Raw genomic sequence first — 22,608 nt, forward strand, 5'->3', positions numbered from 1 at the left:
AGATAATGCCGTCATTGTTTGAAATTATTCTATTTGTTATTGTGTTAGGTACGGGTTGCACAAGCTATGTGTTGTTTAAGCGCTTACAGAAAAATGAGCGTCAGCATCAGGCGCTTATCAATGTCTTACGCAATGAAATTCAAGCAATGACTAATGGTTCCATCGGCATGGGGCGCCGTCTTATCGAGGTGGAGCAGAAGCTGAATCTCACCGCAGATAAACAACTGGAATTAGAAAACCGAGACCCATCTGCTTTGGCTTACAATCAAGCGACCCGTTTAATGGAGATGGGGGCAGATGTTGATGATCTGGTCAAAAATTGTGGGTTAGGTCGACCTGAAGCGGAATTGATGGCGCTGTTACATAAAGAGTTGCAGGCGCCTCATGAGGCATTAGGTTCAGATCGTTAGTTCTTCTGCTCTGCTGCCTTAATGATCTCAGCCGGATCATGTTTTAGGCTGTAAGCAAAGGCAATTACTTCCGCAATCGCTCTGTAGAGTGATTCAGGAATCTCGTCACCCAGTTCAAGTCTGATTAACACTTCCACAAGTTCAGGGCTTTCGTGGATGTGGATATTATTTTCTTCTGCGAGCGCAATGATCTGTTCAGCAATTTCCCCCATACCTTTAGCAACGATGAGCGGGGCCTTGCCCATCTCTTGATCGTATTTCAGGGCGATCGCTTTTTGTCGCGGAGCATCTAAATCAGGTTTGGAAAATTTCATGTATGCAGATCGACTAGCTGTTTATGAACCACCTGATCCTGACGAGGGGCTTGACCCTCATGCCAAGTGATTTCTGAATTATTAAAACCACACATTCTTAATTTTTCAGCAAACTCTTCGGAGCGCTCTCTCAATTTTTCTGCGGTATCTTTTTGTTCACACCAAAATAGCGTACTGATTTCATGTCCATCTGTTAACCTGATTTCAGCATCGACGCCGCCTTGCTCCTCAAGATCAAAGTGCAGTCGAACCCGCCAAACTGAAATCATTTCGCCTGCAGCGTTAGTCCCGCCTTCTCGGCTAAGTCTAAGTTCTAAATTCTCCCAGCTTTCACCTTGTTTAATCGGTAGATCTAGTTGTAATACGCGCTCAAATCCGCCATCTGGCAGCTCGCGCCACTGATGAAGAGAGTTTATCTGTTGGCTGGTAACTCTAGATTGTAGGCCTTTAATGATTTGATCAAAACGTTCTCGTTGTTCAGCAGGAAGTTTGTCGCTGAGCTGTTGCAGTTGCTGCAACTGGGCTTTCATATCTAAAGGGCTTGCACTTCGTCCTTGGCTTAATTGGCGCTCAGTACTTAGCCCACCTAATTCAACGTTTTGACGTATCTGAGAGGGCGCTTCGCTACTCCCCGGGCGGACGCCGAACAGGTTCAGCATGCTACGAACTACACTGCCTATCTGAGAGGTTTGGCTCGCCTCAGTCGAAGTGGCTTGTGCCAACTGATTAAAAGCCGTAGCTGTAGGTTGCTGTACAGGCAAAGTATTTCGCAGTATTTCCTGTATAGCTGGTTTGTCTAAAGCGGAATTTAACGTCAGAGGTGGTTCCTGAATACGCAGAACCTGGACGTTTTGATTGCCGTTCGAGACCAATTGCAATTGAGCGCCCTGCGGAATAGGTCGAGGCGATTGAACCTCTACTTTTGAACCGTCTGGAAGCGCCAAGCTTACAAGGTGATGTATTGGTGGGCCTGTTCTAACAGGTGCAGGGTTTTGTTGGACCTGTTGTGCAGCTGGGTTAGTTTTATCTGCAATGTTTTGCTGTTGCGGTTGTATCGAAGGTCCAGTGGTTTGTGAGGTAGTTACTGTAGTTGCCCCTTGAGTTGTGGGAGCGGGTTGGTTTTGCGGCGCGCTGTTGTTGATTGGCGTTGTAATGTTCGGCTGAGCCCCCGCAGTATTTGTTGCTTGGGCAGTATTGCTCTGAACACTTGTTGGTGTGGATGCAATTGCCGGTTGTACTGGGGTTGATCCGCCTGCTGCAGAGGTGCTTGCTTGAGCGGTTGGCGCGGGTGCTTGTTGGGCTGCCGGGCTCATATTATTTGGCTGACCAGAAGTTGTTATGGCTTGTTGCGAAGTAGATGTTGTTTGTTGGGGTGTTACTGATATTTGTTGCGGCGTTGTCGTGGTGCTCGCTGCATTAGTTTGTACTGGCTGAGTACTCGGTGTAGAAGGTGGATAGACAGGGCGACTGCTGATGACTGCAGCGGTAACACGAGTATCAGCAGGAAGTTTTAGAATATCACCTGATTGGGCAAGTTTTAACTGTATGCCAGGATCAGGTCTAGCGGCCGTATTGTTAGCGCTTTGTTGGGCTTGTTGTGGTTGATTTTGCGTATTGCTTGCCTGGGTATTGGCTGTATTGGCCGTCTGAGCAGGCTGCGGCGTGATCTGAATTTGGCCATCACTTTGACGATTTACATTAATTTTCTGCCCTACAGGTAGGGCTTGAAAGACCCCCATCTGGATTAAACGATTGTTAACTTCCAGTTTGAGCTTAAAAACTTCCGGTTGGATCTGATCCCTGCTTACCGCTACAACGGTCGCACTGACGTTCTGCCCGACTGGGAACAGTCGATTTACATTCTGAGCAGAATCGCTACTACTGCTGGTCGTTTGCAGTGGAATAGCAGGTAGTTGTGGTAGCAAGTTTAGTAACCTCTAGTCCTAGGGAGTGAGTAAGAAGCGTGCGGGCGTTATTCTATGAGAAATATATGCTGCTAAATGAGGATAAGAATCCAACTTTTAGAAAGCAATACAACAGTGCCGTGCAATCAGATATTCGTATATAATCCCTCGGTTAATAATCGGCAGATATTGTAAAAAGTATAGTGTATTGCCGTAAATTACATTTCTTAAGTGATTCCAAGTTTAAGAAATAGGTTGGAAGACTCGATTGGGTTTGGGGATTGATTTGGATACAGCGTTAATACAAGTTGAAAACCTGTTTTGTGAGCGTGACGAACGTATTTTGTTCGAAGATCTAAATTTTTCTGTATCACAAGGCGAAGTTATCCAGATTGAAGGCCAGAACGGTAGCGGTAAAACTACGTTACTTAGAATCCTCAGTGGTCTATCTAATCATTATGAAGGCGATATCTACTGGGAAGGTGAGCCTATCTCAGAGGTCCGCGAAGAATTTCGTCGAGAACTCCTATATTTTGGTCATCACCCTGGAGTGAAGGCTGTGCTTACGCCTGAAGAAAATCTCCAATGGTATGCTGCTATGCATCCGGGGATAAGTGTCGCTGATATCCCTATGGCGTTGGATAAAGTGGGATTAACTGGTTTTGAAGATTCTCCCTGCCATACGCTTTCTGCAGGTCAGAATCGTCGAGTGAGTCTTGCGCGTTTGTATTTAAGTAGCGCTAAGTTGTGGATTCTAGATGAGCCTTTCACTGCCATTGATAAAAAAGGTGTTGCTGAAAAAGAACAGCTTATTCTTGATCATGCGAAGCAAGGTGGTTGTGTGATTTTGACCACTCACCATGAGCTAGGTGTGGGCGAGCAGGTTCGTCGATTAAATCTTGATGAATTGGCGGGAACTTAATGGACCAGACAGTGACAAAAGATGAGTTAGGTCAGGGCGATACGTCTGTATCAAGTTTATTCTATGCCGTATTAAAGCGGGATTTAATGTTGGCTTATCGCAAAAAAAGCGATTTGTTTAATCCGCTCATTTTCTTTTTAATGGTCGCGACATTATTCCCACTGGGTGTGAGCCCTGAACCAACGTTCTTGGCTGAGGTGGCTCCCGGTGTTGTTTGGGTAGCAGCATTGCTCGCTACCTTATTGTCTATGGATAGCCTATTTCGATCGGATTTCGAAGATGGAACATTAGAGCAGACGCTGTTAAGTCCACAGCCTCTGTTTGTGGTTGTGTTGGCTAAAGTGATTGCTCACTGGATGATGAGCGGTCTGCCATTAACGCTATTAGCACCCTTACTCGGGGTTATGCTGTTTTTACCAGCAGAAGGAATGAGTGGCTTGATGTTGAGTCTGTTGTTAGGGACACCAACATTAAGTTTGATCGGTGCCATCGGTGCGGCATTGACGGTGGGATTAAGAAAAGGTGGCGTGCTGATATCTCTACTGGTGCTACCACTGTATATCCCTGTGCTTATTTTTGGTACCAGCGCAGTTCAGGCGGCAGTGACAGGATTGCCGCTTGCTGGGTATTTTGCGTTGTTAGGCGCTATTTTAGCTTTGGGTGTTGTGATGGCGCCTCTTGCAATTGGTGCTGCATTACGAATTTCCGTGAGCGGATAAGTTTAGGTTGTTATGAGCGAAAAGAAGAAGTGGATGCCCCGTTGGTTTTATCAATTGGCATCGCCACGCTGGTCTTATGAAATTATGGGTAAGTTGCTGCCCGGATTTGCAATCGCAGCAGCTATTGCACTTATTGCAGGTGTTGTTTGGGCGCTAGGTTTTGCTCCAGAGGATTACCAGCAGGGTAACAGCTTTAGAATTATCTATATTCATGTTCCTTCCGCGATCTTGGCTCAATCCTGCTACATGATGATGGCAATCGCAGGTGCAATCGGGCTTATCTGGAAAATGAAAGTGGCCGATATGGTCGCTAAGTCTTGTGCGCCTATTGGTGCTTCCATTGCGATCTTAGCTCTAGCTACAGGTGCAATTTGGGGTAAACCTACTTGGGGTTCTTGGTGGGTTTGGGATGCGCGCTTAACGTCTATGCTAATCCTTCTATTCCTTTACTTGGGCGTTATTGCTTTGAACTCAGCAATCGAGAGTGAAGCGACGGCGGCTCAAGCTTCTGCAGTTTTATCTTTGGTTGGTTTAGTGAATATCCCGATCATCAAATATTCAGTTGACTGGTGGAATACTCTACATCAGCCAGCAACATTTACCTTGACTGAGAAACCGGCGATGCCCGCGGAAATGTGGGTGCCACTCCTCGTCATGGTCATAGGGTTTTATTGTTTCTTCGCGGTCTCTTTGATGATGCGTACTCGAAATGAAATTTTATATCGAGAACGTCGCTCCAGTTGGGTGCGGGAATTGATAGAAAAACAGAGAGGCTAATTCAGTGAGTTTTGATAGTTTTTCAGATTTTGTCGCGATGGGCGGACATGGTTTATATGTCTGGTTGAGTTATGCCATCGCTCTATTCGTTATTGTTATTAATATTGTGAATCCGGCACTGCAAAAGAAGAAGGTTATCTCTGATCTTGTACGTCGCCTGCGCAGGGAGAAAAAATCTTCATGAACCCTAAACGCAAACAACGTTTAATTATCGTTTTATTTATTGTTTTTGGTGTCGGAGCGGCTGTTGGCCTAACTATGTTTGCTCTTAGCCAAAATATAAACCTTTTTTACTCTCCAACTGAGATTGCTAAGGGCGAAGCGCCTAAGGATACGCGAATTAGAGCGGGTGGCATGGTTGTAGAGGGCAGTGTTAAGCGTGATCCTCAAAGTCTGAAAGTAACATTCCAACTTACAGATTACGAAAGCGTAATGACGGTTCATTATGAAGGTATCTTGCCTGACCTATTCCGTGAAGGTCAGGGTATTGTTTCCCAAGGTAAATTAAATGGTTCTAATGAACTTGAGGCGACTGAAGTGTTAGCTAAGCATGACGAAAACTATATGCCACCAGAAGTTGCTGAAGCACTAGAAAAGAGTGGTCATATGCCTAAACCAGAGGGTGAGGTGTTTAACAAATGATCCCTGAGTTAGGTCAGTACGCACTAATTTTATCTTTATGTTTGGCTGCGTTATTAGCGGTTGTTCCGTTAGCAGGTACTTATAGTAAGAATGCTTTATGGATGGGCTTTGCGCGTCCATTAGCGACAGGCATGTTTGCCTTCTTGATGGTCAGCCTTTTATGCCTTGGCTACGCCTTTGTTGTAGATGATTTCTCTGTTGCTTATGTCGCAACAAATTCAAATACAGCGCTACCTATCTATTACAAAATCAGTGCTATCTGGGGCGGGCATGAAGGTTCATTGCTGCTTTGGGTTGTGATCCTAGGTGGTTGGACTTGGGCTGTAGCGATTAAAAGTGACAACTTACCGCAAGATATTGTCGCGCGCGTATTAGGTGTCATGGGTATTATCAGTGTGGGTTTTATCCTGTTTACACTGATGACATCGAGTCCGTTTGAACGTCATTTGCCTCGCTTCCCACAAGAGGGTGGCGACCTTAACCCATTGCTGCAAGATATCGGTCTGATTCTGCATCCGCCAATGCTGTACATGGGTTATGTTGGTTTCTCTGTTGCGTTTGCCTTTGCTATTGCTGCTTTGCTAAGCGGCCGTTTAGATGCGGCTTGGGCGCGTTGGTCTCGTCCTTGGACAATTGTTGCGTGGGCATTCCTAACTCTAGGTATCGCATTAGGAAGCTGGTGGGCATATTACGAATTAGGCTGGGGTGGCTGGTGGTTCTGGGATCCAGTAGAAAACGCCTCATTCATGCCATGGCTGGTAGGTACTGCACTGGTTCACAGTTTAGCCGTCACTGAAAAACGTGGTGTGTTTAAAAGCTGGACCGTATTGCTGGCGATCTTTACCTTCTCTTTGAGTCTACTAGGCGCATTTTTGGTTCGTTCTGGCGTTCTTACTTCAGTACATGCTTTTGCGACAGACCCGGAGCGAGGCTACTTCCTACTTGCGCTATTGGCGATCACGATTGGTGGATCTTTGTTGATCTATGCATTGAAAGCAGCGCATGTAAAAAGTGAATCAAGTTTTGAATTGGTTTCGCGCGAGACCTTCTTGCTAGGTAACAATGTGCTATTAGTGGTAGTAGCGATGATGGTTCTATTAGGAACATTGTATCCGCTGCTTATTGATGCCTTAGGTATGGGTAAAATTTCGGTAGGTCCTCCGTACTTTAACGCACTCTTTATACCTCTAATGGCTGTAATGGTTGGCTTTATGGGCTTTGGTATTCTTTCTCGTTGGAGGAGTACTAAGAGTTCATATCTTACCGCTCAATTAGTCATTCCATTTGTATTGAGCATTGTCTGTGCTGCTGTGTTCCCTATGCTGTATGGCGATGGCTTTGATTGGTACGTATTCCTAGGCATGGCGCTTGTATTCTGGATTACGTTCGTATCGATTAAAGATATTTGGAACAAAGTTTCACACCGTAAGGCACCTTTGAAGGCACTAACTACCTTGTCTCGTAGCTATTACGCGATGGTATTAGCCCATATTGGTGTTGCGGTAACGATTGTTGGTATGACCCTCGTTTCTATCTATAACGAAGAGCGCGATCTTAGAATGGTGCCAGGGGACAAACTTAGCTTTAAACAGTACGAGTTTATTTTTGACGGCACTCGAGATGTTGTAGGACCTAACTATGTTTCAGATAAAGCGCGTTTACGTGTACTGAAAGACGGTGAGGCTTATGGTGAGCTTTTCCCAGAAAAACGTATGTACAACGCCAGCGGTACAGTTATGACTGAAGCCGCAATTGACCCAGGTCTAACACGAGATCTATATGTTGCGTTGGGTGAACCGCTTGAAGGCGGTGCATGGGCGGTTCGTGTTCAGCATAAACCGTTTGTTCGTTGGTTATGGTTGGGTGGCTTGCTAATGACCGTTGGTGGTTTGTTGGCTGCGATGGACAAGCGTTATAGAAAACAAAATAAGCGTGCTGTAGCAAACGCTTAAGTATTAAGGGTAATTATCATGCGTCGCTTTGTTTTGTTTATTCCATTGGCAATTTTCTTGGGAATTGGCGTTTTTCTTTGGCGTGGTCTGCAACTGGATCCTACGGAATTACCCTCAGCGCTGTTGAATAAGCCTTTCCCTCAGTTTGAGTTACCGTCTTTGTATGACGAAGGAAAAATGCTTAACGCTGAAGATCTCAAAGGTGAAGCTGCTTTGGTGAATGTTTGGGCAACTTGGTGTCCATCCTGTAAAGAAGAACACGCACAGCTTAATAGTATTAAGGCCGAAGGCTATAAAGTTATCGGTATTAACTATAAAGATGAGCGCCAGAAAGCAAAAATTTGGTTGAATAAATACTTAGATCCCTACGCAACAAATGTTTATGACGACAAAGGAAGCTTAGGCCTAGATTTGGGTGTTTATGGTGCACCTGAAACATACGTGATCGATGCACAAGGTGTGATTCGGTATAAGCATGTGGGTGTTGTCGATCAGCAAGTGTGGACCAAGCTGAAAGGGATAATTGATCAGATCAACAGTTCTGAGAAGGTCGCTGCACAATGAAAAAAATCCTAGCGTTATTGCTGTTTTCTCTGCCTATGTCGCTATGGGCAGCTATTGATACATTCGAATTTAAGGATGAAGAAACGCGCGAACGCTTTCGTCAATTAACCTTCGAGCTACGTTGTCCAAAATGCCAAAACCAAAACTTGCAGGATTCTAACTCGCCTATCGCTTCTGATTTGCGTAACGAAGTCTACAAGATGTTGCAAGAAGGCAACGATAACGACGAAATTGTCGATTTTATGGTGGCAAGGTACGGTGATTTTGTTTTATATCGCCCGCCGGTTAATAAAGCGACCTATGTATTGTGGTATGGCCCGTTTGTGTTGGCTGTTATCGGTATTATCGTGATGGTTTTTCTTTCTCGAAAGCGCAAGAAGAAAGTGGACGACAAAGGGCAAGATCTAGATTCATCCCTTAGCGGTGATGAAGCCCAGCGCCTGAAAGATATTTTAGATAAGGGTAAAGATAAATGATTGAACTATGGGTAGGCATAGCGCTGTTAACGGTACTGGCTATTGCTTTTGTATTTTTACCCTTTGTACGTGCTAGACGCCTAATTCAAAATGAGGTTGCTGAAGATCGCGAACAACAAAATATTGAGATCTTTCAGGAGCGCTTATCCGAATTAGAAGAAGAGAAAGCTGCAGGCAACCTAGATGATACGGATTTTGCGACGTTGAAAACTGAGCTTGAGCGAAATCTGCTTTCAGATGTAAACGAGCAAAAACAGTCGAAGAAGGGCATTGCATTAACGTCGCAAACGCTAGTGACTGTAACACTGTTGGCATTAATGATTCCTGTTGCTGCTATTGGTTTGTACTCCGTTTACGGACGTTCTGCAGATCTAGAGTTATCAATGCAACAGCCGAAAGATCCTTTCAATGGTAAACAACCGACACTGGAAGAGGCCGTTGCTCAGCTTGAAAAAGAGCTCGAGCTGAATCCAGAAAACCCTGAAGGTTGGTACTTACTATCAACAACCTATATGAATCAAGGGCGCTTTAAAGAGGGGGCTGCTGGTTTTGAAAAGGTTGTGTCTTTGTTACCTGAAGATTCACCGCAGTATGCGGATGTTTTAGGTCAGTACGCACAGGCTCTATTTTTTGCCAATGAAAGTAAAATGAGCCCAGAGATCAAAACGGTTATTGATAAGACGCTAGCGATTAAGCCTCTAGAAATTACCGTTTTAGGTTTGTTAGGTATTGATCGCTATGAGCATAAAGATTACCAGGGTGCGCTAGATTATTGGTTGAAAGCGCTTCGTAACTCTGACGGTAAGACTGCAGAATCTCTTCGTTCTGGTGTGCGCAATGCTCGTGATGCCTTGATTGCTGAAGGTGTAGATGTGCCAGAAATTCCTGAGTTGATGCCAGCATCAATTAGCTTGAAAGTGAATATTGATGATCAGCTGAAACAGCAAGTTGCTGCTGATACCACTGTGTTTGTGTTTGCACGCGAAGTAGGCGGTCGTATCCCGTTAGCAGCTGTTAAACTTCAAGTTTCTGACCTACCGATTGATGTCGTTCTTGATGATTCTAAAGCGATGAATCCTCAGTCAGGCTTGTCTACGGTATCAACTGTTGAAGTATCTGCGAGAGTCTCAAAAACGGGTGAACCAAAAGAACAGCCAGGCGACCTATATGGTCTAATCTCTCCAGTTCAGGTGCGTGGTACAACTTTACCAATGATTCTTACGATCGATAGAGTTGTCGAATAAATCTGGCTCTTTTATAGTGGGTACTTATTACCGTTTTTTTAAGATAAGGTCGCGACTAAGCACATGGAAATCACTCTGCGTGAATGGTTAATAATCGGTGGGGTTGTTTTAATCCTACTGATTGTTTTGGATGGTTGGCGTCGTATGCAAATTGGGCGTAATCGCCTAAAGATGAACATCGACAAAAACTTTGTTGATCTTCCAGAGGGAGATGACTCATTTAATCCAGAGTTACCGTCAGGTGGTGCCCGCAAGGTCGCGTTAGATGATGACCCACTTTTCTCTAATCACCGTCCAAACTTAGACGGTGATTCTCCCTCTGTTGAGACTCAAAATTCTTCTGCTGCAAGTGCAATGGATGCACAAGAGATGCAGCAGCTAGCAGAAGAAAAAACTGTTAAAAAAGAAGAGCCTATAGCGCCGGTTTGGGATGATAATCTCGATATTGATGACGGTATTGTTGGCAGTGCGCGTAAGGTTGAAGTAGAGCCGACGCTAACTGTTGATGACATCCCTGTAATAGATGAACCACTTCCAAAAGAAGTAGAAGAAACAAAACCTGAAGTATCTGAATATGCTATGGATGAAGGGGTGTTGGGTCCTGCTCGCGTAGTAGAACAAACTATTCCAGAACCAGAACCAGAACCAGAACCAGAACCAGAACCAGAACCAGAACCAGAACCAGAACCAGAACTTCATTCTTACCAGGAAGTTACTGAGGAAGAGGTTCCTGTGGTTACAGCGGATGACGGTTTTGAGCAAAATACTGCTGAAATCGAAGACGCTACTGCTCCATATCATGAAGATGAAGTTCTTCAAGAGCGGTCGATAGTCGAGTTAGAACCTGAAGCAGTCGAAGAGACTGTGCAGCCAGAACCTGAAGTTGAAATTGCTCAGGAAGCAGAGCAAGAGTCTCAGTACTATGCTGAGCTTTCTGATGAAGTTTCAGAAATTCAAAGTGTTGATACTGAACAGAATCATGATGTTGAAGCAACTAATACTCAAATTAATGAGTACCAAATGCTTCAGGCAGAGTCTGAAACTGAACTTGAGTTAACAGAAGTTGTTGACGAAGCGCTGAAACCAGAACCGCGTATTGAAATAGAACAGCCTGTTGAAAATCTTGCAGAGCCAGAGCCAGAGCCAGAGCCAGAGCCAGAGCCAGAGCCAGAGCCAGAGCCAGAGCCAGAGCCAGAGCCAGAGCCAGAGCCAGAGCCAGAGCCAGAGCCAGAGCCAGTAATTGCAGCCGTAGCTGAGCCCGTTCAAGAGATTGACTTCGAAAAGCCTGTAACGCTTCTTATGGATGAGCTTGATGAAAAAGAGCATATCCATGAAAACGAACAGGAACCTGAAGCTTTCCCTCAACTAGATCTTGAGGGTGTTGAAAACAACACGCCTTCAGCTATTGAGGATGATCCTCAAACAGGTTTTGATTTCGGTCATGTGGAAGAAGATCCATATGCCAATCTAACTCTAGGTTCGGCGCTAGATAATGATTGCTCCGAGCTTTCAGTTACAGAGACTATTTCAAAAGCCCCGGCAGTTGAGGTTGAGCAGACTGAAATTGTAAATGCCAGAATTGAAGAAGCAATGGAGCCTGAGTATCTACGTGAAGAAGTAGAATATTCGCCAGAACCAGATGCTATGGTTGAGCAAGTTGAAGTTATTTCCGATGTTCAGCCAGAGCTAGAACCAGTTGTAGCGCCTGCAGGTGTGCAGCGGAAGCCTCTAGAGAAAGATCCAGATCCTGAAAATGTCTTGGTGATCTCTGTAATTGCAAAAGAGCAGCCGCAGTTTAACGGTCCTGTATTGCAAAAAATAGTTGATGCCTGCGGTATGAACTTTGGCGAAATGGATATTTACCACCGTTTCGAAAAAGCTTCGGGTGTTAGTCCTGTACAGTTCAGTATGGCAAATGCGCTTCCACCAGGCACCTTCGTTCAAGACAATCCCGAATCACTTACGACAAAAGCGGTGATGTTCTTTATGTCTATGGAAGAACCGCAAGATGTCATGGATGCCTTTGAGTGTATGTTGGCTACTGCAGAAACTGTAGCGAAGCATCTTGGTGGCGAAATGCTCGATGAAAATCGATCGGTGCTAAGAAGCCAGACGATGGAACACTATCGACAGCGTGTTCGCGATTTTGAAATGAAAACTCTTAAAAAGCGTGGCCGTTAAGCCACGCTTTCTTCTCTCTATACCTCTGATTGAGTCTTACCGTGTCTATACAAGAACAGATCGAATCTCTGCGTGAGCAACTAAACCAGCATAACTATCGTTACTATGTTTTGGATGATCCAGAGGTTCCGGACGCTGAGTATGATCGACTTTTCCATGAGTTGAAAAAGTTAGAGAGAGAAAATCCTGAGCTAATAACATCTGATTCACCGACTCAAAGGGTTGGTGGGCAGCCTCTATCGGCCTTTAGCCAAATTGCACATGAACTGCCGATGCTCTCTTTGGATAACGCCTTTAATGAAGAGGATATGCAAGAGTTCAACCGTAGAGTGGTAGAGCGTTTAGATCAACAAGGTAGTGGTTCTATACAATATGCTTGTGAGCCAAAATTAGACGGTATTGCTGTAAGTTTGCTCTATGAAAATGGTTTGCTTGTTCGTGGCGCAACGCGCGGTGATGGCACGACGGGTGAAGATATCACGCTGAATGTACGTACCATTCCTACAATTCCTTTAAAGCTAACAGGCAGTGGTTATCCAGAGCGGATAGAGGTCCGTGGTGAAATCTATATGCCGAAAGCAGGTTTCGAACTGTTAAATCAACGAGCAGCTGCAACGGGACAAAAGCCATTTGTAAATCCACGTAATGCTGCAGCAGGGAGCCTTCGTCAGTTGGACCCCAAGATTACCGCATCTCGACCTCTAGAGATGTGTAGTTATAGCGTTGGTATCGTTTCTGGCGGTGAGTTGGCTTCTGAGCATGCGGCCATACTGACCCAGCTAAAGGAGTGGGGCTTTAAACTCAACCCGTTGTTAGATGTTGTCGATGGTGTGGATGGTTGTATGACGTACTATCAAAAAGTCTCTGAGCTGCGTGATTCGCTTCCTTACGAGATCGATGGTGTCGTTTTTAAAGTAAATAACCTTGAGCAGCAAAAGCAGTTAGGTTTTGTATCACGAGCGCCACGCTGGGCAATAGCGCATAAATTTCCTGCTCAAGAAGAGATGACAACAATTCGTGCAATTGAATTCCAGGTTGGTCGTACAGGTGCTGTTACCCCTGTGGCTCGTCTAGAGCCTGTTTTCGTGGGTGGTGTGACGGTTTCTAACGCCACCTTACACAATATGGATGAGATTGAACGTCTCGATGTGCGGGCAGGTGATACGGTGATCATTCGTCGTGCTGGCGATGTGATTCCTCAAGTTGTTCGAGTGTTGCATGATAGAAGGTTACCCGAAGCAGAAGCGGTAGAGTTCCCTAAATCTTGTCCCGTATGCGATTCGGCTGTAGAGCGGCAAGAGGGGGAGGCAGTTGTTCGTTGTACGGGTGGTTTGTATTGTGCGGCACAACGAAAAGAGGCGCTAAAGCACTTTGTATCCCGCAAGGCGATGGATATCGATGGCTTAGGTGATAAGTTAATCGAAATGCTAGTCGATCTGGATATGTTACATAATCCGGCGGGCTTATTTACATTGGATCAAGCGGAGATCGCTAAGCTTGAGAGAATGGGGCCTAAGTCTGCCGAGAATCTGATTAATGCGATTCACAACAGCCGTAATACACAATTGCCGCGTTTCCTATACGCTTTGGGTATTCGTGAGGTAGGTGAGGCAACTGCTCGGGCGTTAGCGCATCATTTTGGCAAGTTAGATACTTTGATGTCAGCATCTGAAGAAGAGCTTATCGATGTGCCTGATGTAGGGCCGATTGTAGCGAAGCATATTACTCAGTTTTTTGCACAGGAACATAACCGCGAAGTTATCGATGCCTTGATTAATGAGGCTGGTATTTCTTGGGAAGCGATAGAAAAACCGTCTGAAGATGAGTTAGTCTTGCAGGGCAAAACGTGGGTTCTGACGGGTAAGTTGGAGCGTATGGGGCGTAGTGATGCGAAAAATCACTTGTTGGCTTTAGGCGCCAAAGTGGCTGGCAGTGTCTCTGCAAAAACTGATTGTGTAGTGGCTGGGCCGGGTGCTGGCTCAAAACTTAAAAAGGCAAATGAGTTAAACATCGCAACGATGGATGAAGATGAGTTTGTTAACTTTCTAGCTGAGCATGGAGTGAATCTGTAATGCTAATTCGGTTCAATCATAAAGCTTATGGTGTGTTTATCATTTCATTGCTTCTTTCTGGTTGCTTTGGTGGGGCTGCCACTAAGCCAGCTCTGATGATTTGTGATGAGTTAGACGATACTGATGATTGGATTGAGCCGGCTGTGAATGTTCAGCAAAAATACGGTACTCCTCTGGCTTTAACTTTAGCTATGCTTGAACTGCCATTAACTGAGCTGGATAAAAAGCATGTCCGCCCTCGTGCTGCAGATTGGGATGAATTCCGTATCCGTAGTGAGCGTTGGGATGCTGAGCCTACAGAGGTAGAAGATGCCGTTCATTTTGTTGGTTGGTTTACACAGCAGAGCGTGAGCCGTAATGGTCTTGCTTGGAATAATGCAGCAGGTCACTACTTGGCACTTCGGCTAGGTCATGGTGGTTATCACCGTTTTGATTCAACTAAATATCCAGAACTTACTCAGCAAGCGCGTGGTATTCAACAAAGATATGATCGCTGGCAGCGTGAATTGCACGGATGTAAAGACCGTTGGCAGGGGGAAAGCTGGTTTAGTAAGTTGAAGATCTGGTAGTCCCACCTTTATGATCATCCCCTATCAAGAACTTGAACCAGATACACTCACGGCATTGATCGAAGAATTTGTCAGCCGTGATGGTACTGACTATGGTGAATATGAGTTCTCTCTCTCCGATAAAGTCGGCCAAGTAAAATCTCTCTTGCAATCAGGGCAGGTCGTTATCTTGTTCAGCGAGAGTACAGGGCTTTGTAATATAGTATCTAAAGACACATTGTAGCGCTGGGCCTTTCTATTCGATCTGCAAGGCCTTGGATAATCAGCGAGGTACTTATATGGATCAGTTAGAACAAATTGTCAGTTTAGTAGCACTGACGATGGGAGTTGGTTGGGCAAGTGGTATTAACTTATACGCTACTGTCCTAATGTTAGGTATGCTCAATAATATGGGGCATATAGCCTTACCAGAAGAGTTACAGATTGTTAGTGATCCGCTAGTATTGATGGCTGCTGGTGCTATGTATTTTGTCGAGTTTTTTGCCGATAAAGTACCTGGTGTCGACACTGGCTGGGATACATTACACACCTTTATTCGAATCCCCGCAGGCGCAGCTTTAGCTGCCAGTGCAGTAGGCGACGTAACGCCAGCAGTAGAGCTGGCTGCAGCTTTGGCTGGTGGCACATTAGCAGCAGGAAGTCATGCGGCGAAAGCGGGTGGGCGCGTACTAATTAATACTTCACCAGAGCCTGTGACCAATTGGACGGCTTCAATTAGTGAAGACCTGCTGGTGTTAGGTGGCTTGTGGGCTGCACTTAACCACCCTATTTGGTTCTTAGCTGGCTTAGTAATCTTTATATTACTGTTGGTGTGGCTGCTTCCAAAAATCTGGCGCGGCGTGAAAAAGGTGTTTAGATTTTTTGCTGGGTTGTTCGGCGGTAATAAAGAGGAGCCTAAGGAGCTATCATCGCATCCACCGCAACGTCCTAAACCCATCTCTCCAAATGAGGGCCGCTGACCAGTAAGCGCAAAAGGTCAGTTCTACAGACGATGCCAACAACTTGGTCTTGATCATCAACCACTGGAACGGCATTGATATCATTCTCAATAAAATTCATCGCGACATCTTGAACCATAGTTTCAGGTGTCGCTGCCGTTAGCTTTTTAGTGCATAAAGATCGGACAGGGGAGAGGGAATCTGTCCCTGCTGCAATAAGATCTGTTTTGTGAATAAGCCCTAAGGGGCGTTGATCTTCTTCCATTACCACCAAGTGATTGATTTCCAGAGAGTCCATTCGTTTCCAAGTGCTACTGATCGGGGTGCTCGGTGTCACACTATGTACCGGCGAAACCATAATCCTAGAGACCGTCAACTGTGGGCTGTTAGGTTCAGTATGGCTATCGGCAGTATTAGAGGTATAGGCCCGGCTGGCGTTGTCATTATTTTCTGGGCCTTTGTGAGGCCCAGGAATAACAAATTTTTCACCGTCGGCATGGAGGCGATCCTCCATATCTGCGCTACGGTGGCTATGGCGGCTGTGTTTTAGAGAATCAACACCTTTCTCCCTAAAGAGAGACTCTTTAGGTGTTTGTATTCGATAACCTTGATCGTATACGTAAAGTGCCATAGCTACTCCAGCCAAACAGGGATAAACCAAATATAAAACTGAAGCTACATGTTATGCAACTTCAGCTATACCCTATTATATCGTCTGTTTTATCAACTTCTTAATGATAAAGCGGGCAGGGTTAATGGCATCAATGACATCTTTGGGAAGGGGGAGTGGCTCATCGCAAATCATCGAGGCTAATAGTTCGGCTGAAATAGGGCAGGTAATTAACCCTTTGGAACCATGACCTGTATTAACGTAGAGATTAGGGTGATGCTCTGTTTCTGCATTCTCAAAGCGCCATTTTCGATCTTTGCTTAGTTGTGCGAAGGTTTCAATAAATTGATCTTGCACCGGTGCAGGACCCACAATCGGCATGTAATCTGGCGTGCTGCAGCGGAAGGCTGTGCGTCCTTGAAGCTCATTAGGTTCTGAAGCTAAATCTGCATGTATGTCGGGTAGAACCTTACTTAACTTTTCTAGGTTGGATTGATGGTCATCTTGTGTGACATTGCGCTCTTTACCTTGAAGATCATAAGTCGCGCCAAAGCAATACTGTTGATTCTGAGCTGGTGAGATATAACCATCACCACAAACCACACTGTTTAACTGACTATTCGTTGGTTTAGGTTCAGTAATAGATACTTGGCCTCGGATGGTTTTAAGGGGCAGATGATCTGTTTGATTAAATTGGTTCGCCATCTCGGCATTACAGATAACAACATGGCTAGCCGATAAGGTCTCTCCGCTTTGTGTTGCTAACTGCCAATAACCTTCTGCAAAAGATAATTCTTCTACTTGCTGTTGTAATACCGATATATTCGGATGATCGACAAAATGTTTGCACAGCGCTCGTGGCGAAACCCAACCAGCAGAAGGGAAAAATAAGCCATCAAAATTTACGGCCGTGTTAGCGATCTCAGATAATTCTTCAGCGCTTTTATGAGAAACAAGTTCTTGTGGATAAGTTTCTTGTTCGATCAGATTGTTTTGACGGGCGAGTTCTTTATCGCTCGTTGCTAATTGCATAACCCCACATTGAGACCAAAAGGATTCTTCGGGGTCTATGAGCTTAAGCATGTTAACGCTGTATAGAAAGCCGCTTAGGTGTAGCTCGCCCTGAGTCGTTTGCTTGACTGGTAGCTTGGCGTATAAAGCACCCTGAGGATTACCGGATCCGCCAGTAGCTAGCTGATTTTCTTGTTCGATCAACCTGACTTTGACGCCTCGATCGGCTAAAGCCCGCGCAGTCGAGCAACCTGAAAGGCCGCCACCAATAATCGTGACCTCTTCTGGCTTTTTAGATGCTGGTAGTTCAAACCACGGCTTATCAATTGTTTTAGAGGCTTGGTTCTCAACAAAGGTACCGACCAACATTTCACGCTTACGACCAAACCCTTTCTGTTTACGAACGTCAAACCCGACATCCTTTAAGCCGCGTTTTACAATACCTGCCGATGTGAATGTAGAAAAGGTTGTACCTGGCTTGCTCAAGCGAGCGATCTCACGGAACAGCTCCGGTGACCACATATCCGGGTTTTTAGAGGGAGCGAAACCGTCTAGATACCATGCATCTACTTTGGCGTTTAGGCGGGAGTAAGATTGTGCTGCGTCGCCGAACATGAGAAGAAGCTCAATCCTATTCTGTTGAATTTTAATCGAATGAAATCCAGCTTGGGGTAGTGGGTATTGCTCCAGAATAGCATGAGAGAGCTCTTTAAATTCAGGCCATTGCTCTAAGGCTTTATGCAAATCAGAATGAGAAAGAGGGAATTTTTCTACGGATATATACTGTAACGTTGATTGCTCAGATGAGTGTTGTAGCCATTTAGAAGCCGTAAGTAGAAAGTTAAGTCCCGTCCCAAAGCCTGTTTCTGCAATAACGAACGAATCGAACTTGTTTTGATGTACTTTCTCAATTATAAGACTTGAGTTCAGGAAAACGTATTCTGACTCCGCAAGGCCGTCTTCAATAGAAAAATAGATATCATCGAATTTATCTGAAACGGGAGTGTTGTCTCTCCAGCTTAGTCGTTGGCTCTGTTTTCTGTTCATATAGGGGTAATTAGTTTATCTGGCATACATCAAGGGGATAGTTATATATAATACTGCCACAGTTGGTTTGGTTACAGTCTGTTGTCCATAAGGCTGTTCGGAACGCCGTAATTATTAAAAAATATAATTGAGATGTTATGAAGATCGCAATTGCTGGAACCGGATATGTAGGTCTCTCAAATGCTATGCTGTTAGCGCAGCATAATGAAGTCGTTGCGGTTGATATCGTCGAAGAAAAAGTTGATCTACTTAATCGTGGGTGTTCACCTATAGTAGATGCTGAGATCGAAGACTTTCTGCAGAATAAATTACTAAATTTTAAAGCTACAACTGATAAAAAATTGGCATATTCTGATGCTGACTATGTGATTATTGCCACCCCAACAGATTACGACCCTGAAAGTAACTATTTTAATACTGATAGTGTTGAAACAGTTATTAAGGATGTGCTGGAAATTAATCCTAATGCTGTAATGGTGATAAAGTCCACCATACCCGTCGGTTATACAGTAAAAATTAAAGCTGATCTAGAAATTGAAAATCTCATTTTTTCACCTGAGTTTTTACGAGAAGGGAAGGCTTTGTACGATAATTTATATCCCTCCCGAATTGTTGTTGGTGAGCAATCAGAACGTGCAGAAATATTTGCTGGTCTGTTAGTAGAAGGTGCTGAGAAAACGGATATACCGGTGCTTTATACAGAGTCTACGGAAGCAGAAGCGATCAAGCTTTTTGCAAACACTTATCTCGCGATGCGCGTGGCCTATTTCAATGAGCTTGATACTTATGCTGAAACTCATGGCCTAGATAGCCGTCAAATTATTGAAGGTGTTGGCTTAGACTCTAGAATTGGCAGTCATTATAATAATCCGTCCTTTGGGTATGGAGGGTATTGTTTACCAAAGGATACTAAGCAACTGTTGGCAAACTACCAAGATGTCCCTAGCAATATGATTCGTGCAATTGTGGATTCGAATACCACACGTAAAGACTTTATTGCAGATTCAGTGATAAGCAAAAATCCCAACCGCGTTGGCGTCTATCGTCTAGTTATGAAGTCCGGCTCGGACAACTTTAGAGCGTCAGCTATTCAGGGAGTCATGAAACGAATTAAGGCGAAAGGGATTGATGTGGTTGTTTATGAACCAGCGCTTAATGACGAAACCTTCTTTAATTCGGCAGTAATAAAGGATGTGGATGAATTTAAGCAAAGCTGTGATGTCATTGTCGCCAATAGGATGTTAGATGAGTTAGCTGATGTTAAAGAAAAAGTCTACACACGTGATTTGTTTGGTAGTGATTAAATGAAAGTTCTTGTAACAGGAAGTGCAGGTTTTATAGGTTTTCACCTTGTAAAAGCCTTGCTCGCACGAGGGGATGAAGTTATAGGTGTTGATAACCTGAATGAGTATTATGATCCGGCACTAAAACAAGCTCGTTTGGATAATTTAGAGCAGTTTGTTAAAGATATTGCGCATACTGTTCGCTATAAGTTCATCAAAATGGATCTCGCTGATAGGGCAGCTATGGAGCTGCTTTTCTCTGAGTATCAATTTGATGTCGTGGTTAACCTTGCGGCCCAAGCTGGGGTGAGATATTCAATTGATAACCCAAATGCTTATGTTGATTCTAACTTGGTTGGTTTTGTGAATGTCCTAGAAGGCTGTCGCCATAACAAGGTGAAGCATCTCGTTTATGCATCGTCCAGCTCTGTATACGGAATGAATACTAAAATTCCGTTTTCAACTAGTGATAGGGTAGATCAGCCGATTAGTCTTTATGCTGCAACTAAAAAGTCCAATGAGCTGATGGCTCATACCTATAGTCATCTCTATAAAATTCCAACGACCGGATTACGCTTCTTTACAGTCTATGGGCCTTGGGGGAGACCAGATATGGCTTACTTCTCTTTTACTGAAAAGATAATTAAGGGTGAAGAGATAAATGTCTTTAATCATGGAGAGATGCAGCGCGATTTTACTTATATTAGCGATATAGTTGAAGGTGTTGTTCGAGTTGTTGATCATGTGCCTCAAGAAGTGAAGAGTGGCAGCTCGAGCGCGTCGGGGCCGTATAAGATTTACAATATCGGTAATAATTCTCCGATAACACTGCGCCGCTTTATAACGGCTATAGAGGATGCTTGTGGGATGAGAGCAAAAGAAAATCACCTTCCTATGCAAGCTGGGGATGTGCCCATAACTTATGCAGATGTTGATGATTTGATCGCTGATACAGGTTTCAAGCCAGGGACTGAGGTTGAAGATGGAATATCTAAATTTGTCGAGTGGTATCAGGAAGGTTATTGAGTTAGAACTGGCATCCTGAAAAAGGGGTCAGATAGGTTTGATTAAAGAGCTATTAGAGTTTTTGTAATTGGGATACTGGCAAAATTGTAATATGGCCTAGTTTATGCGGGATGCATAAATTAAAACTCTGAGTGGAAAATTGCTAATTAAAGGAAAGGTATGAAAATAATTGTGATGGCCGGTGGTACTGGCTCGAGGCTCTGGCCAGTGTCTCGTTCTTTGCAACCAAAACAATTTCTATCCCTGGTAGATGAGCGAACTATGTTGCAGTCTACTTTATGCAGAGCTGTGCCCTTAACGGATGAGTTGCCACTAATAATCTGTAATGAAGAGCATCGTTTTATTGCGGCGGAGCAGGTAAGGGAAATTGGCATGGAGGCTGAAATATTGCTAGAGCCAGTAGGTAGGAATACCGCTCCAGCTATTGCATTGTCAGCTCTACAATCAATTAAAGGGGGGCAGGATCCACTTTTGTTGGTTCTTGCTGCGGACCATTTAATTGAAGATATAAAGGGGCTTTGGGAGCAAGTTGGTAAAGCTAAGCATATTGCTGAGGCTGGTTCACTTGTAACATTTGGTATCGTGCCATCCAAACCAGAAACTGGCTATGGCTATATCCGATGTGGCGATCAAATCCAGGAAGGATATGCTGTATCTGAATTTATTGAAAAGCCTGATCTTGACGTAGCCCAGGAGTACCTTTCTAAAGGGGGGTATCTATGGAACTCGGGAATGTTTTTATTTAAGGCGTCGCGATACCTAGAAGAACTTGGGAAGTTCAGGCCAGATATTTTGGATATATGTGAAGCGTCTCTTAAGCAGACAACAACGGATTTAGATTTTATCCGCATTGATGAAGATGTTTTTAAGGGCTGTCCGGATCAATCTATTGATTATGCCATTATGGAGAAAACTTCAGCAGCTGTTGTGATGCCTCTTGATGCTGAGTGGAGTGATGTGGGTTCTTGGTCTTCTTTGTGGGATGTGTTACCGAAGGATGTTCAGGGCAATGTGTTGCGTGGAGATGTGATTGCTCACAAAACAGAAAATTCTCTGATAGATGCCTCGAGTCGATTGGTAGCTACGGTAGGAGTGAAGGACGCGGTAATTATTGAAACTCCTGATGTTGTGCTTGTGGCTGATAGATATCAAGTTCAGGACGTTAAAAGAATAGTAGAAAAGTTAAAGCTATTAGAGCGTTCGGAAGTTGAATTGCATCGTAAGGTATACCGGCCTTGGGGTAGGTATGATTCCATCGATAGCGGAGATCGGTATCAAGTGAAGCATTTAACTGTAAATCCGGGTGGTAAATTGTCGCTTCAGATGCATCACCACCGAGCTGAACATTGGATCGTAGTGTCTGGAACGGCTAAAGTTTATCGAGATGATAAGATACTGCTGCTAACGGAAAATGAGTCGATTTATATACCTGCTGGATCTATACACTCATTGGAAAATCCTGGGAAGATCCCATTGGAACTGATTGAGGTTCAATCCGGCTCTTATTTGGGAGAGGATGATATTGTCAGGATTCAAGATGACTATGGACGTGTAGTTGTCTGACAGTACTTTTTAGCTTCTAGAAATGATTTTAATAAAGTGATTGTTAATTTATTTGTTTGAGGAAATTATTGCGAGTATTTCTTGCTGTATATCTAGCTTATTCAATTCCTTGTGTGAGCATATAGGTGCCAGAGGCGGCTAAATAATTCTTGGAGAGTGGTTGTATTATCAAGGGGTATTTTGGTTGGCATGTTTATCTTTTTTTGTTGAACTATAGGGTTTAATTGTCACCCAATGGTTTTTCTCATGGGCTGTTTTTTATACGGCTGTCTTATGCTGGATGCTGTTGAATTCGGTGTTTATATTAATTGCTAAGCTTCACCGTTGAGAGCTAACGTCATACTTTTCAAGAGCTATTTTAGCATTCTTAAGCATGTTAAAATC

At 44.3% G+C, this 22,608-nt stretch carries 22 protein-coding genes; 18 read left to right on the top strand and 4 right to left on the bottom strand.

Annotated elements, in window-relative coordinates:
- Positions 1 to 5: 5 nt before the first annotated feature.
- The gene (locus tag ACMXYW_RS02645) at positions 6 to 410 is read left to right on the top strand and encodes a DUF2802 domain-containing protein (RefSeq protein WP_415905117.1); all 405 of its coding nucleotides are present in this window, start codon (positions 6 to 8) and stop codon (positions 408 to 410) included.
- On the opposite strand, the gene ACMXYW_RS02650 is transcribed toward ACMXYW_RS02645, so the two are convergent.
- Positions 407 to 724 carry an EscU/YscU/HrcU family type III secretion system export apparatus switch protein gene (locus ACMXYW_RS02650; RefSeq protein ID WP_415893386.1) on the bottom strand — a complete coding sequence of 106 codons (318 nt, stop codon included), beginning with the start codon at positions 722 to 724 and terminating at the stop codon, positions 407 to 409. The genes ACMXYW_RS02645 and ACMXYW_RS02650 overlap by 4 nt on opposite strands.
- The gene (locus ACMXYW_RS02655) at positions 721 to 2,649 is read right to left on the bottom strand and encodes a flagellar hook-length control protein FliK (RefSeq protein ID WP_415905118.1); all 1,929 of its coding nucleotides are present in this window, start codon (positions 2,647 to 2,649) and stop codon (positions 721 to 723) included. Before ACMXYW_RS02655 ends, ACMXYW_RS02650 begins: the two co-directional genes overlap by 4 nt.
- 265 nt (positions 2,650 to 2,914) lie before the next feature.
- Between ACMXYW_RS02655 and ccmA the strand changes: the two genes are divergently transcribed.
- From ccmA to ACMXYW_RS02725, 14 genes are all read left to right on the top strand, one after another.
- Positions 2,915 to 3,550, top strand: a complete 636-nt coding sequence (gene ccmA, locus ACMXYW_RS02660) for a cytochrome c biogenesis heme-transporting ATPase CcmA (RefSeq protein WP_415905119.1) — start codon at positions 2,915 to 2,917, stop codon at positions 3,548 to 3,550.
- Positions 3,550 to 4,269 (top strand): heme exporter protein CcmB, encoded by a 720-nt coding sequence (ccmB, locus tag ACMXYW_RS02665; RefSeq protein ID WP_415883445.1) that lies wholly within the window; start codon positions 3,550 to 3,552, stop codon positions 4,267 to 4,269. The genes ccmA and ccmB overlap by 1 nt, the downstream gene beginning before the upstream one ends.
- A gap of 33 nt (positions 4,270 to 4,302) precedes the next feature.
- On the top strand, positions 4,303 to 5,046 hold the full coding sequence (locus ACMXYW_RS02670; RefSeq protein WP_415905120.1) for a heme ABC transporter permease: 744 nt from the start codon (positions 4,303 to 4,305) through the stop codon (positions 5,044 to 5,046).
- A gap of 4 nt (positions 5,047 to 5,050) precedes the next feature.
- Positions 5,051 to 5,230, top strand: coding sequence for a heme exporter protein CcmD (gene ccmD, locus ACMXYW_RS02675; RefSeq protein ID WP_415905121.1), 180 nt, complete (start codon positions 5,051 to 5,053; stop codon positions 5,228 to 5,230).
- Positions 5,227 to 5,688 carry a cytochrome c maturation protein CcmE gene (gene ccmE / locus ACMXYW_RS02680; protein WP_415905122.1) on the top strand — a complete coding sequence of 154 codons (462 nt, stop codon included), beginning with the start codon at positions 5,227 to 5,229 and terminating at the stop codon, positions 5,686 to 5,688. Before ccmD ends, ccmE begins: the two co-directional genes overlap by 4 nt.
- Complete coding sequence (locus tag ACMXYW_RS02685; RefSeq protein WP_415905123.1) at positions 5,685 to 7,640, top strand: heme lyase CcmF/NrfE family subunit; 1,956 nt, start codon at positions 5,685 to 5,687, stop codon at positions 7,638 to 7,640. Before ccmE ends, ACMXYW_RS02685 begins: the two co-directional genes overlap by 4 nt.
- 18 nt (positions 7,641 to 7,658) lie before the next feature.
- Entirely contained in the window at positions 7,659 to 8,204 is a 546-nt protein-coding gene (locus ACMXYW_RS02690) for a DsbE family thiol:disulfide interchange protein (protein WP_415900092.1), read from the top strand.
- Positions 8,201 to 8,680: a cytochrome c-type biogenesis protein CcmH gene (locus ACMXYW_RS02695; protein ID WP_415905124.1), complete on the top strand. Its 480-nt coding sequence runs from the start codon at positions 8,201 to 8,203 to the stop codon at positions 8,678 to 8,680. The genes ACMXYW_RS02690 and ACMXYW_RS02695 overlap by 4 nt, the downstream gene beginning before the upstream one ends.
- Positions 8,677 to 9,924, top strand: coding sequence for a c-type cytochrome biogenesis protein CcmI (ccmI, locus tag ACMXYW_RS02700; protein ID WP_415905125.1), 1,248 nt, complete (start codon positions 8,677 to 8,679; stop codon positions 9,922 to 9,924). Before ACMXYW_RS02695 ends, ccmI begins: the two co-directional genes overlap by 4 nt.
- A gap of 63 nt (positions 9,925 to 9,987) precedes the next feature.
- Complete coding sequence (gene zipA, locus ACMXYW_RS02705; protein WP_415905126.1) at positions 9,988 to 12,105, top strand: cell division protein ZipA; 2,118 nt, start codon at positions 9,988 to 9,990, stop codon at positions 12,103 to 12,105.
- Between the two features lie 41 nt (positions 12,106 to 12,146).
- The gene (gene ligA / locus ACMXYW_RS02710; protein ID WP_415905127.1) at positions 12,147 to 14,177 is read left to right on the top strand and encodes an NAD-dependent DNA ligase LigA; all 2,031 of its coding nucleotides are present in this window, start codon (positions 12,147 to 12,149) and stop codon (positions 14,175 to 14,177) included.
- Positions 14,177 to 14,746 (top strand): hypothetical protein, encoded by a 570-nt coding sequence (locus ACMXYW_RS02715; RefSeq protein WP_415905128.1) that lies wholly within the window; start codon positions 14,177 to 14,179, stop codon positions 14,744 to 14,746. Before ligA ends, ACMXYW_RS02715 begins: the two co-directional genes overlap by 1 nt.
- A gap of 10 nt (positions 14,747 to 14,756) precedes the next feature.
- Positions 14,757 to 14,969: a YheU family protein gene (locus ACMXYW_RS02720; protein WP_415905129.1), complete on the top strand. Its 213-nt coding sequence runs from the start codon at positions 14,757 to 14,759 to the stop codon at positions 14,967 to 14,969.
- Between the two features lie 55 nt (positions 14,970 to 15,024).
- The gene (locus tag ACMXYW_RS02725) at positions 15,025 to 15,705 is read left to right on the top strand and encodes a DUF4126 domain-containing protein (protein ID WP_415905130.1); all 681 of its coding nucleotides are present in this window, start codon (positions 15,025 to 15,027) and stop codon (positions 15,703 to 15,705) included.
- Here ACMXYW_RS02725 and ACMXYW_RS02730 read toward each other — a convergent pair.
- Both ACMXYW_RS02730 and mnmC read right to left on the bottom strand, forming a co-directional pair.
- Complete coding sequence (locus ACMXYW_RS02730; protein WP_415900099.1) at positions 15,674 to 16,315, bottom strand: HPP family protein; 642 nt, start codon at positions 16,313 to 16,315, stop codon at positions 15,674 to 15,676. The two genes, ACMXYW_RS02725 and ACMXYW_RS02730, sit on opposite strands and share 32 nt — an antisense overlap.
- 75 nt (positions 16,316 to 16,390) lie before the next feature.
- Positions 16,391 to 18,352 carry a bifunctional tRNA (5-methylaminomethyl-2-thiouridine)(34)-methyltransferase MnmD/FAD-dependent 5-carboxymethylaminomethyl-2-thiouridine(34) oxidoreductase MnmC gene (mnmC, locus tag ACMXYW_RS02735; RefSeq protein WP_415905131.1) on the bottom strand — a complete coding sequence of 654 codons (1,962 nt, stop codon included), beginning with the start codon at positions 18,350 to 18,352 and terminating at the stop codon, positions 16,391 to 16,393.
- Between the two features lie 137 nt (positions 18,353 to 18,489).
- Here mnmC and ACMXYW_RS02740 point away from each other — a divergent pair, with 137 nt between their 5' ends.
- The 3 genes from ACMXYW_RS02740 to ACMXYW_RS02750 all read left to right on the top strand — a co-directional run bounded on the left by ACMXYW_RS02740 (position 18,490) and on the right by ACMXYW_RS02750 (position 22,224).
- Positions 18,490 to 19,656 (top strand): nucleotide sugar dehydrogenase, encoded by a 1,167-nt coding sequence (locus tag ACMXYW_RS02740; RefSeq protein ID WP_415905132.1) that lies wholly within the window; start codon positions 18,490 to 18,492, stop codon positions 19,654 to 19,656.
- Positions 19,657 to 20,661 carry an NAD-dependent epimerase gene (locus ACMXYW_RS02745; RefSeq protein WP_415905133.1) on the top strand — a complete coding sequence of 335 codons (1,005 nt, stop codon included), beginning with the start codon at positions 19,657 to 19,659 and terminating at the stop codon, positions 20,659 to 20,661. It begins immediately after the preceding gene.
- A 159-nt stretch (positions 20,662 to 20,820) separates the two neighbouring features.
- Complete coding sequence (locus ACMXYW_RS02750; RefSeq protein WP_415905134.1) at positions 20,821 to 22,224, top strand: mannose-1-phosphate guanylyltransferase/mannose-6-phosphate isomerase; 1,404 nt, start codon at positions 20,821 to 20,823, stop codon at positions 22,222 to 22,224.
- Positions 22,225 to 22,608 lie beyond the last annotated feature (384 nt).

This window comes from Neptuniibacter sp. QD48_55 (genome assembly GCF_047778115.1).
Taxonomy (GTDB): Bacteria; Pseudomonadota; Gammaproteobacteria; order Pseudomonadales; family Balneatricaceae; genus Neptuniibacter.

What these genes read in the sequence shown, in the direction of transcription:
- ACMXYW_RS02645 (WP_415905117.1), top strand. Translation starts at nt 6, where the DNA reads ATGCCGTCATTGTTTGAAATTATTCTATTTGTTATTGTGTTAGGTACG.
- ACMXYW_RS02650 (WP_415893386.1), bottom strand. Translation starts at nt 724, where the DNA reads ATGAAATTTTCCAAACCTGATTTAGATGCTCCGCGACAAAAAGCGATC.
- ccmB (WP_415883445.1), top strand. Translation starts at nt 3,550, where the DNA reads ATGGACCAGACAGTGACAAAAGATGAGTTAGGTCAGGGCGATACGTCT.
- ACMXYW_RS02670 (WP_415905120.1), top strand. Translation starts at nt 4,303, where the DNA reads ATGCCCCGTTGGTTTTATCAATTGGCATCGCCACGCTGGTCTTATGAA.
- ccmE (WP_415905122.1), top strand. Translation starts at nt 5,227, where the DNA reads ATGAACCCTAAACGCAAACAACGTTTAATTATCGTTTTATTTATTGTT.
- ACMXYW_RS02685 (WP_415905123.1), top strand. Translation starts at nt 5,685, where the DNA reads ATGATCCCTGAGTTAGGTCAGTACGCACTAATTTTATCTTTATGTTTG.
- ACMXYW_RS02690 (WP_415900092.1), top strand. Translation starts at nt 7,659, where the DNA reads ATGCGTCGCTTTGTTTTGTTTATTCCATTGGCAATTTTCTTGGGAATT.
- ACMXYW_RS02695 (WP_415905124.1), top strand. Translation starts at nt 8,201, where the DNA reads ATGAAAAAAATCCTAGCGTTATTGCTGTTTTCTCTGCCTATGTCGCTA.
- ccmI (WP_415905125.1), top strand. Translation starts at nt 8,677, where the DNA reads ATGATTGAACTATGGGTAGGCATAGCGCTGTTAACGGTACTGGCTATT.
- zipA (WP_415905126.1), top strand. Translation starts at nt 9,988, where the DNA reads ATGGAAATCACTCTGCGTGAATGGTTAATAATCGGTGGGGTTGTTTTA.
- ACMXYW_RS02715 (WP_415905128.1), top strand. Translation starts at nt 14,177, where the DNA reads ATGCTAATTCGGTTCAATCATAAAGCTTATGGTGTGTTTATCATTTCA.
- ACMXYW_RS02720 (WP_415905129.1), top strand. Translation starts at nt 14,757, where the DNA reads ATGATCATCCCCTATCAAGAACTTGAACCAGATACACTCACGGCATTG.
- ACMXYW_RS02725 (WP_415905130.1), top strand. Translation starts at nt 15,025, where the DNA reads ATGGATCAGTTAGAACAAATTGTCAGTTTAGTAGCACTGACGATGGGA.
- ACMXYW_RS02730 (WP_415900099.1), bottom strand. Translation starts at nt 16,315, where the DNA reads ATGGCACTTTACGTATACGATCAAGGTTATCGAATACAAACACCTAAA.
- mnmC (WP_415905131.1), bottom strand. Translation starts at nt 18,352, where the DNA reads ATGAACAGAAAACAGAGCCAACGACTAAGCTGGAGAGACAACACTCCC.
- ACMXYW_RS02740 (WP_415905132.1), top strand. Translation starts at nt 18,490, where the DNA reads ATGAAGATCGCAATTGCTGGAACCGGATATGTAGGTCTCTCAAATGCT.
- ACMXYW_RS02745 (WP_415905133.1), top strand. Translation starts at nt 19,657, where the DNA reads ATGAAAGTTCTTGTAACAGGAAGTGCAGGTTTTATAGGTTTTCACCTT.
- ACMXYW_RS02750 (WP_415905134.1), top strand. Translation starts at nt 20,821, where the DNA reads ATGAAAATAATTGTGATGGCCGGTGGTACTGGCTCGAGGCTCTGGCCA.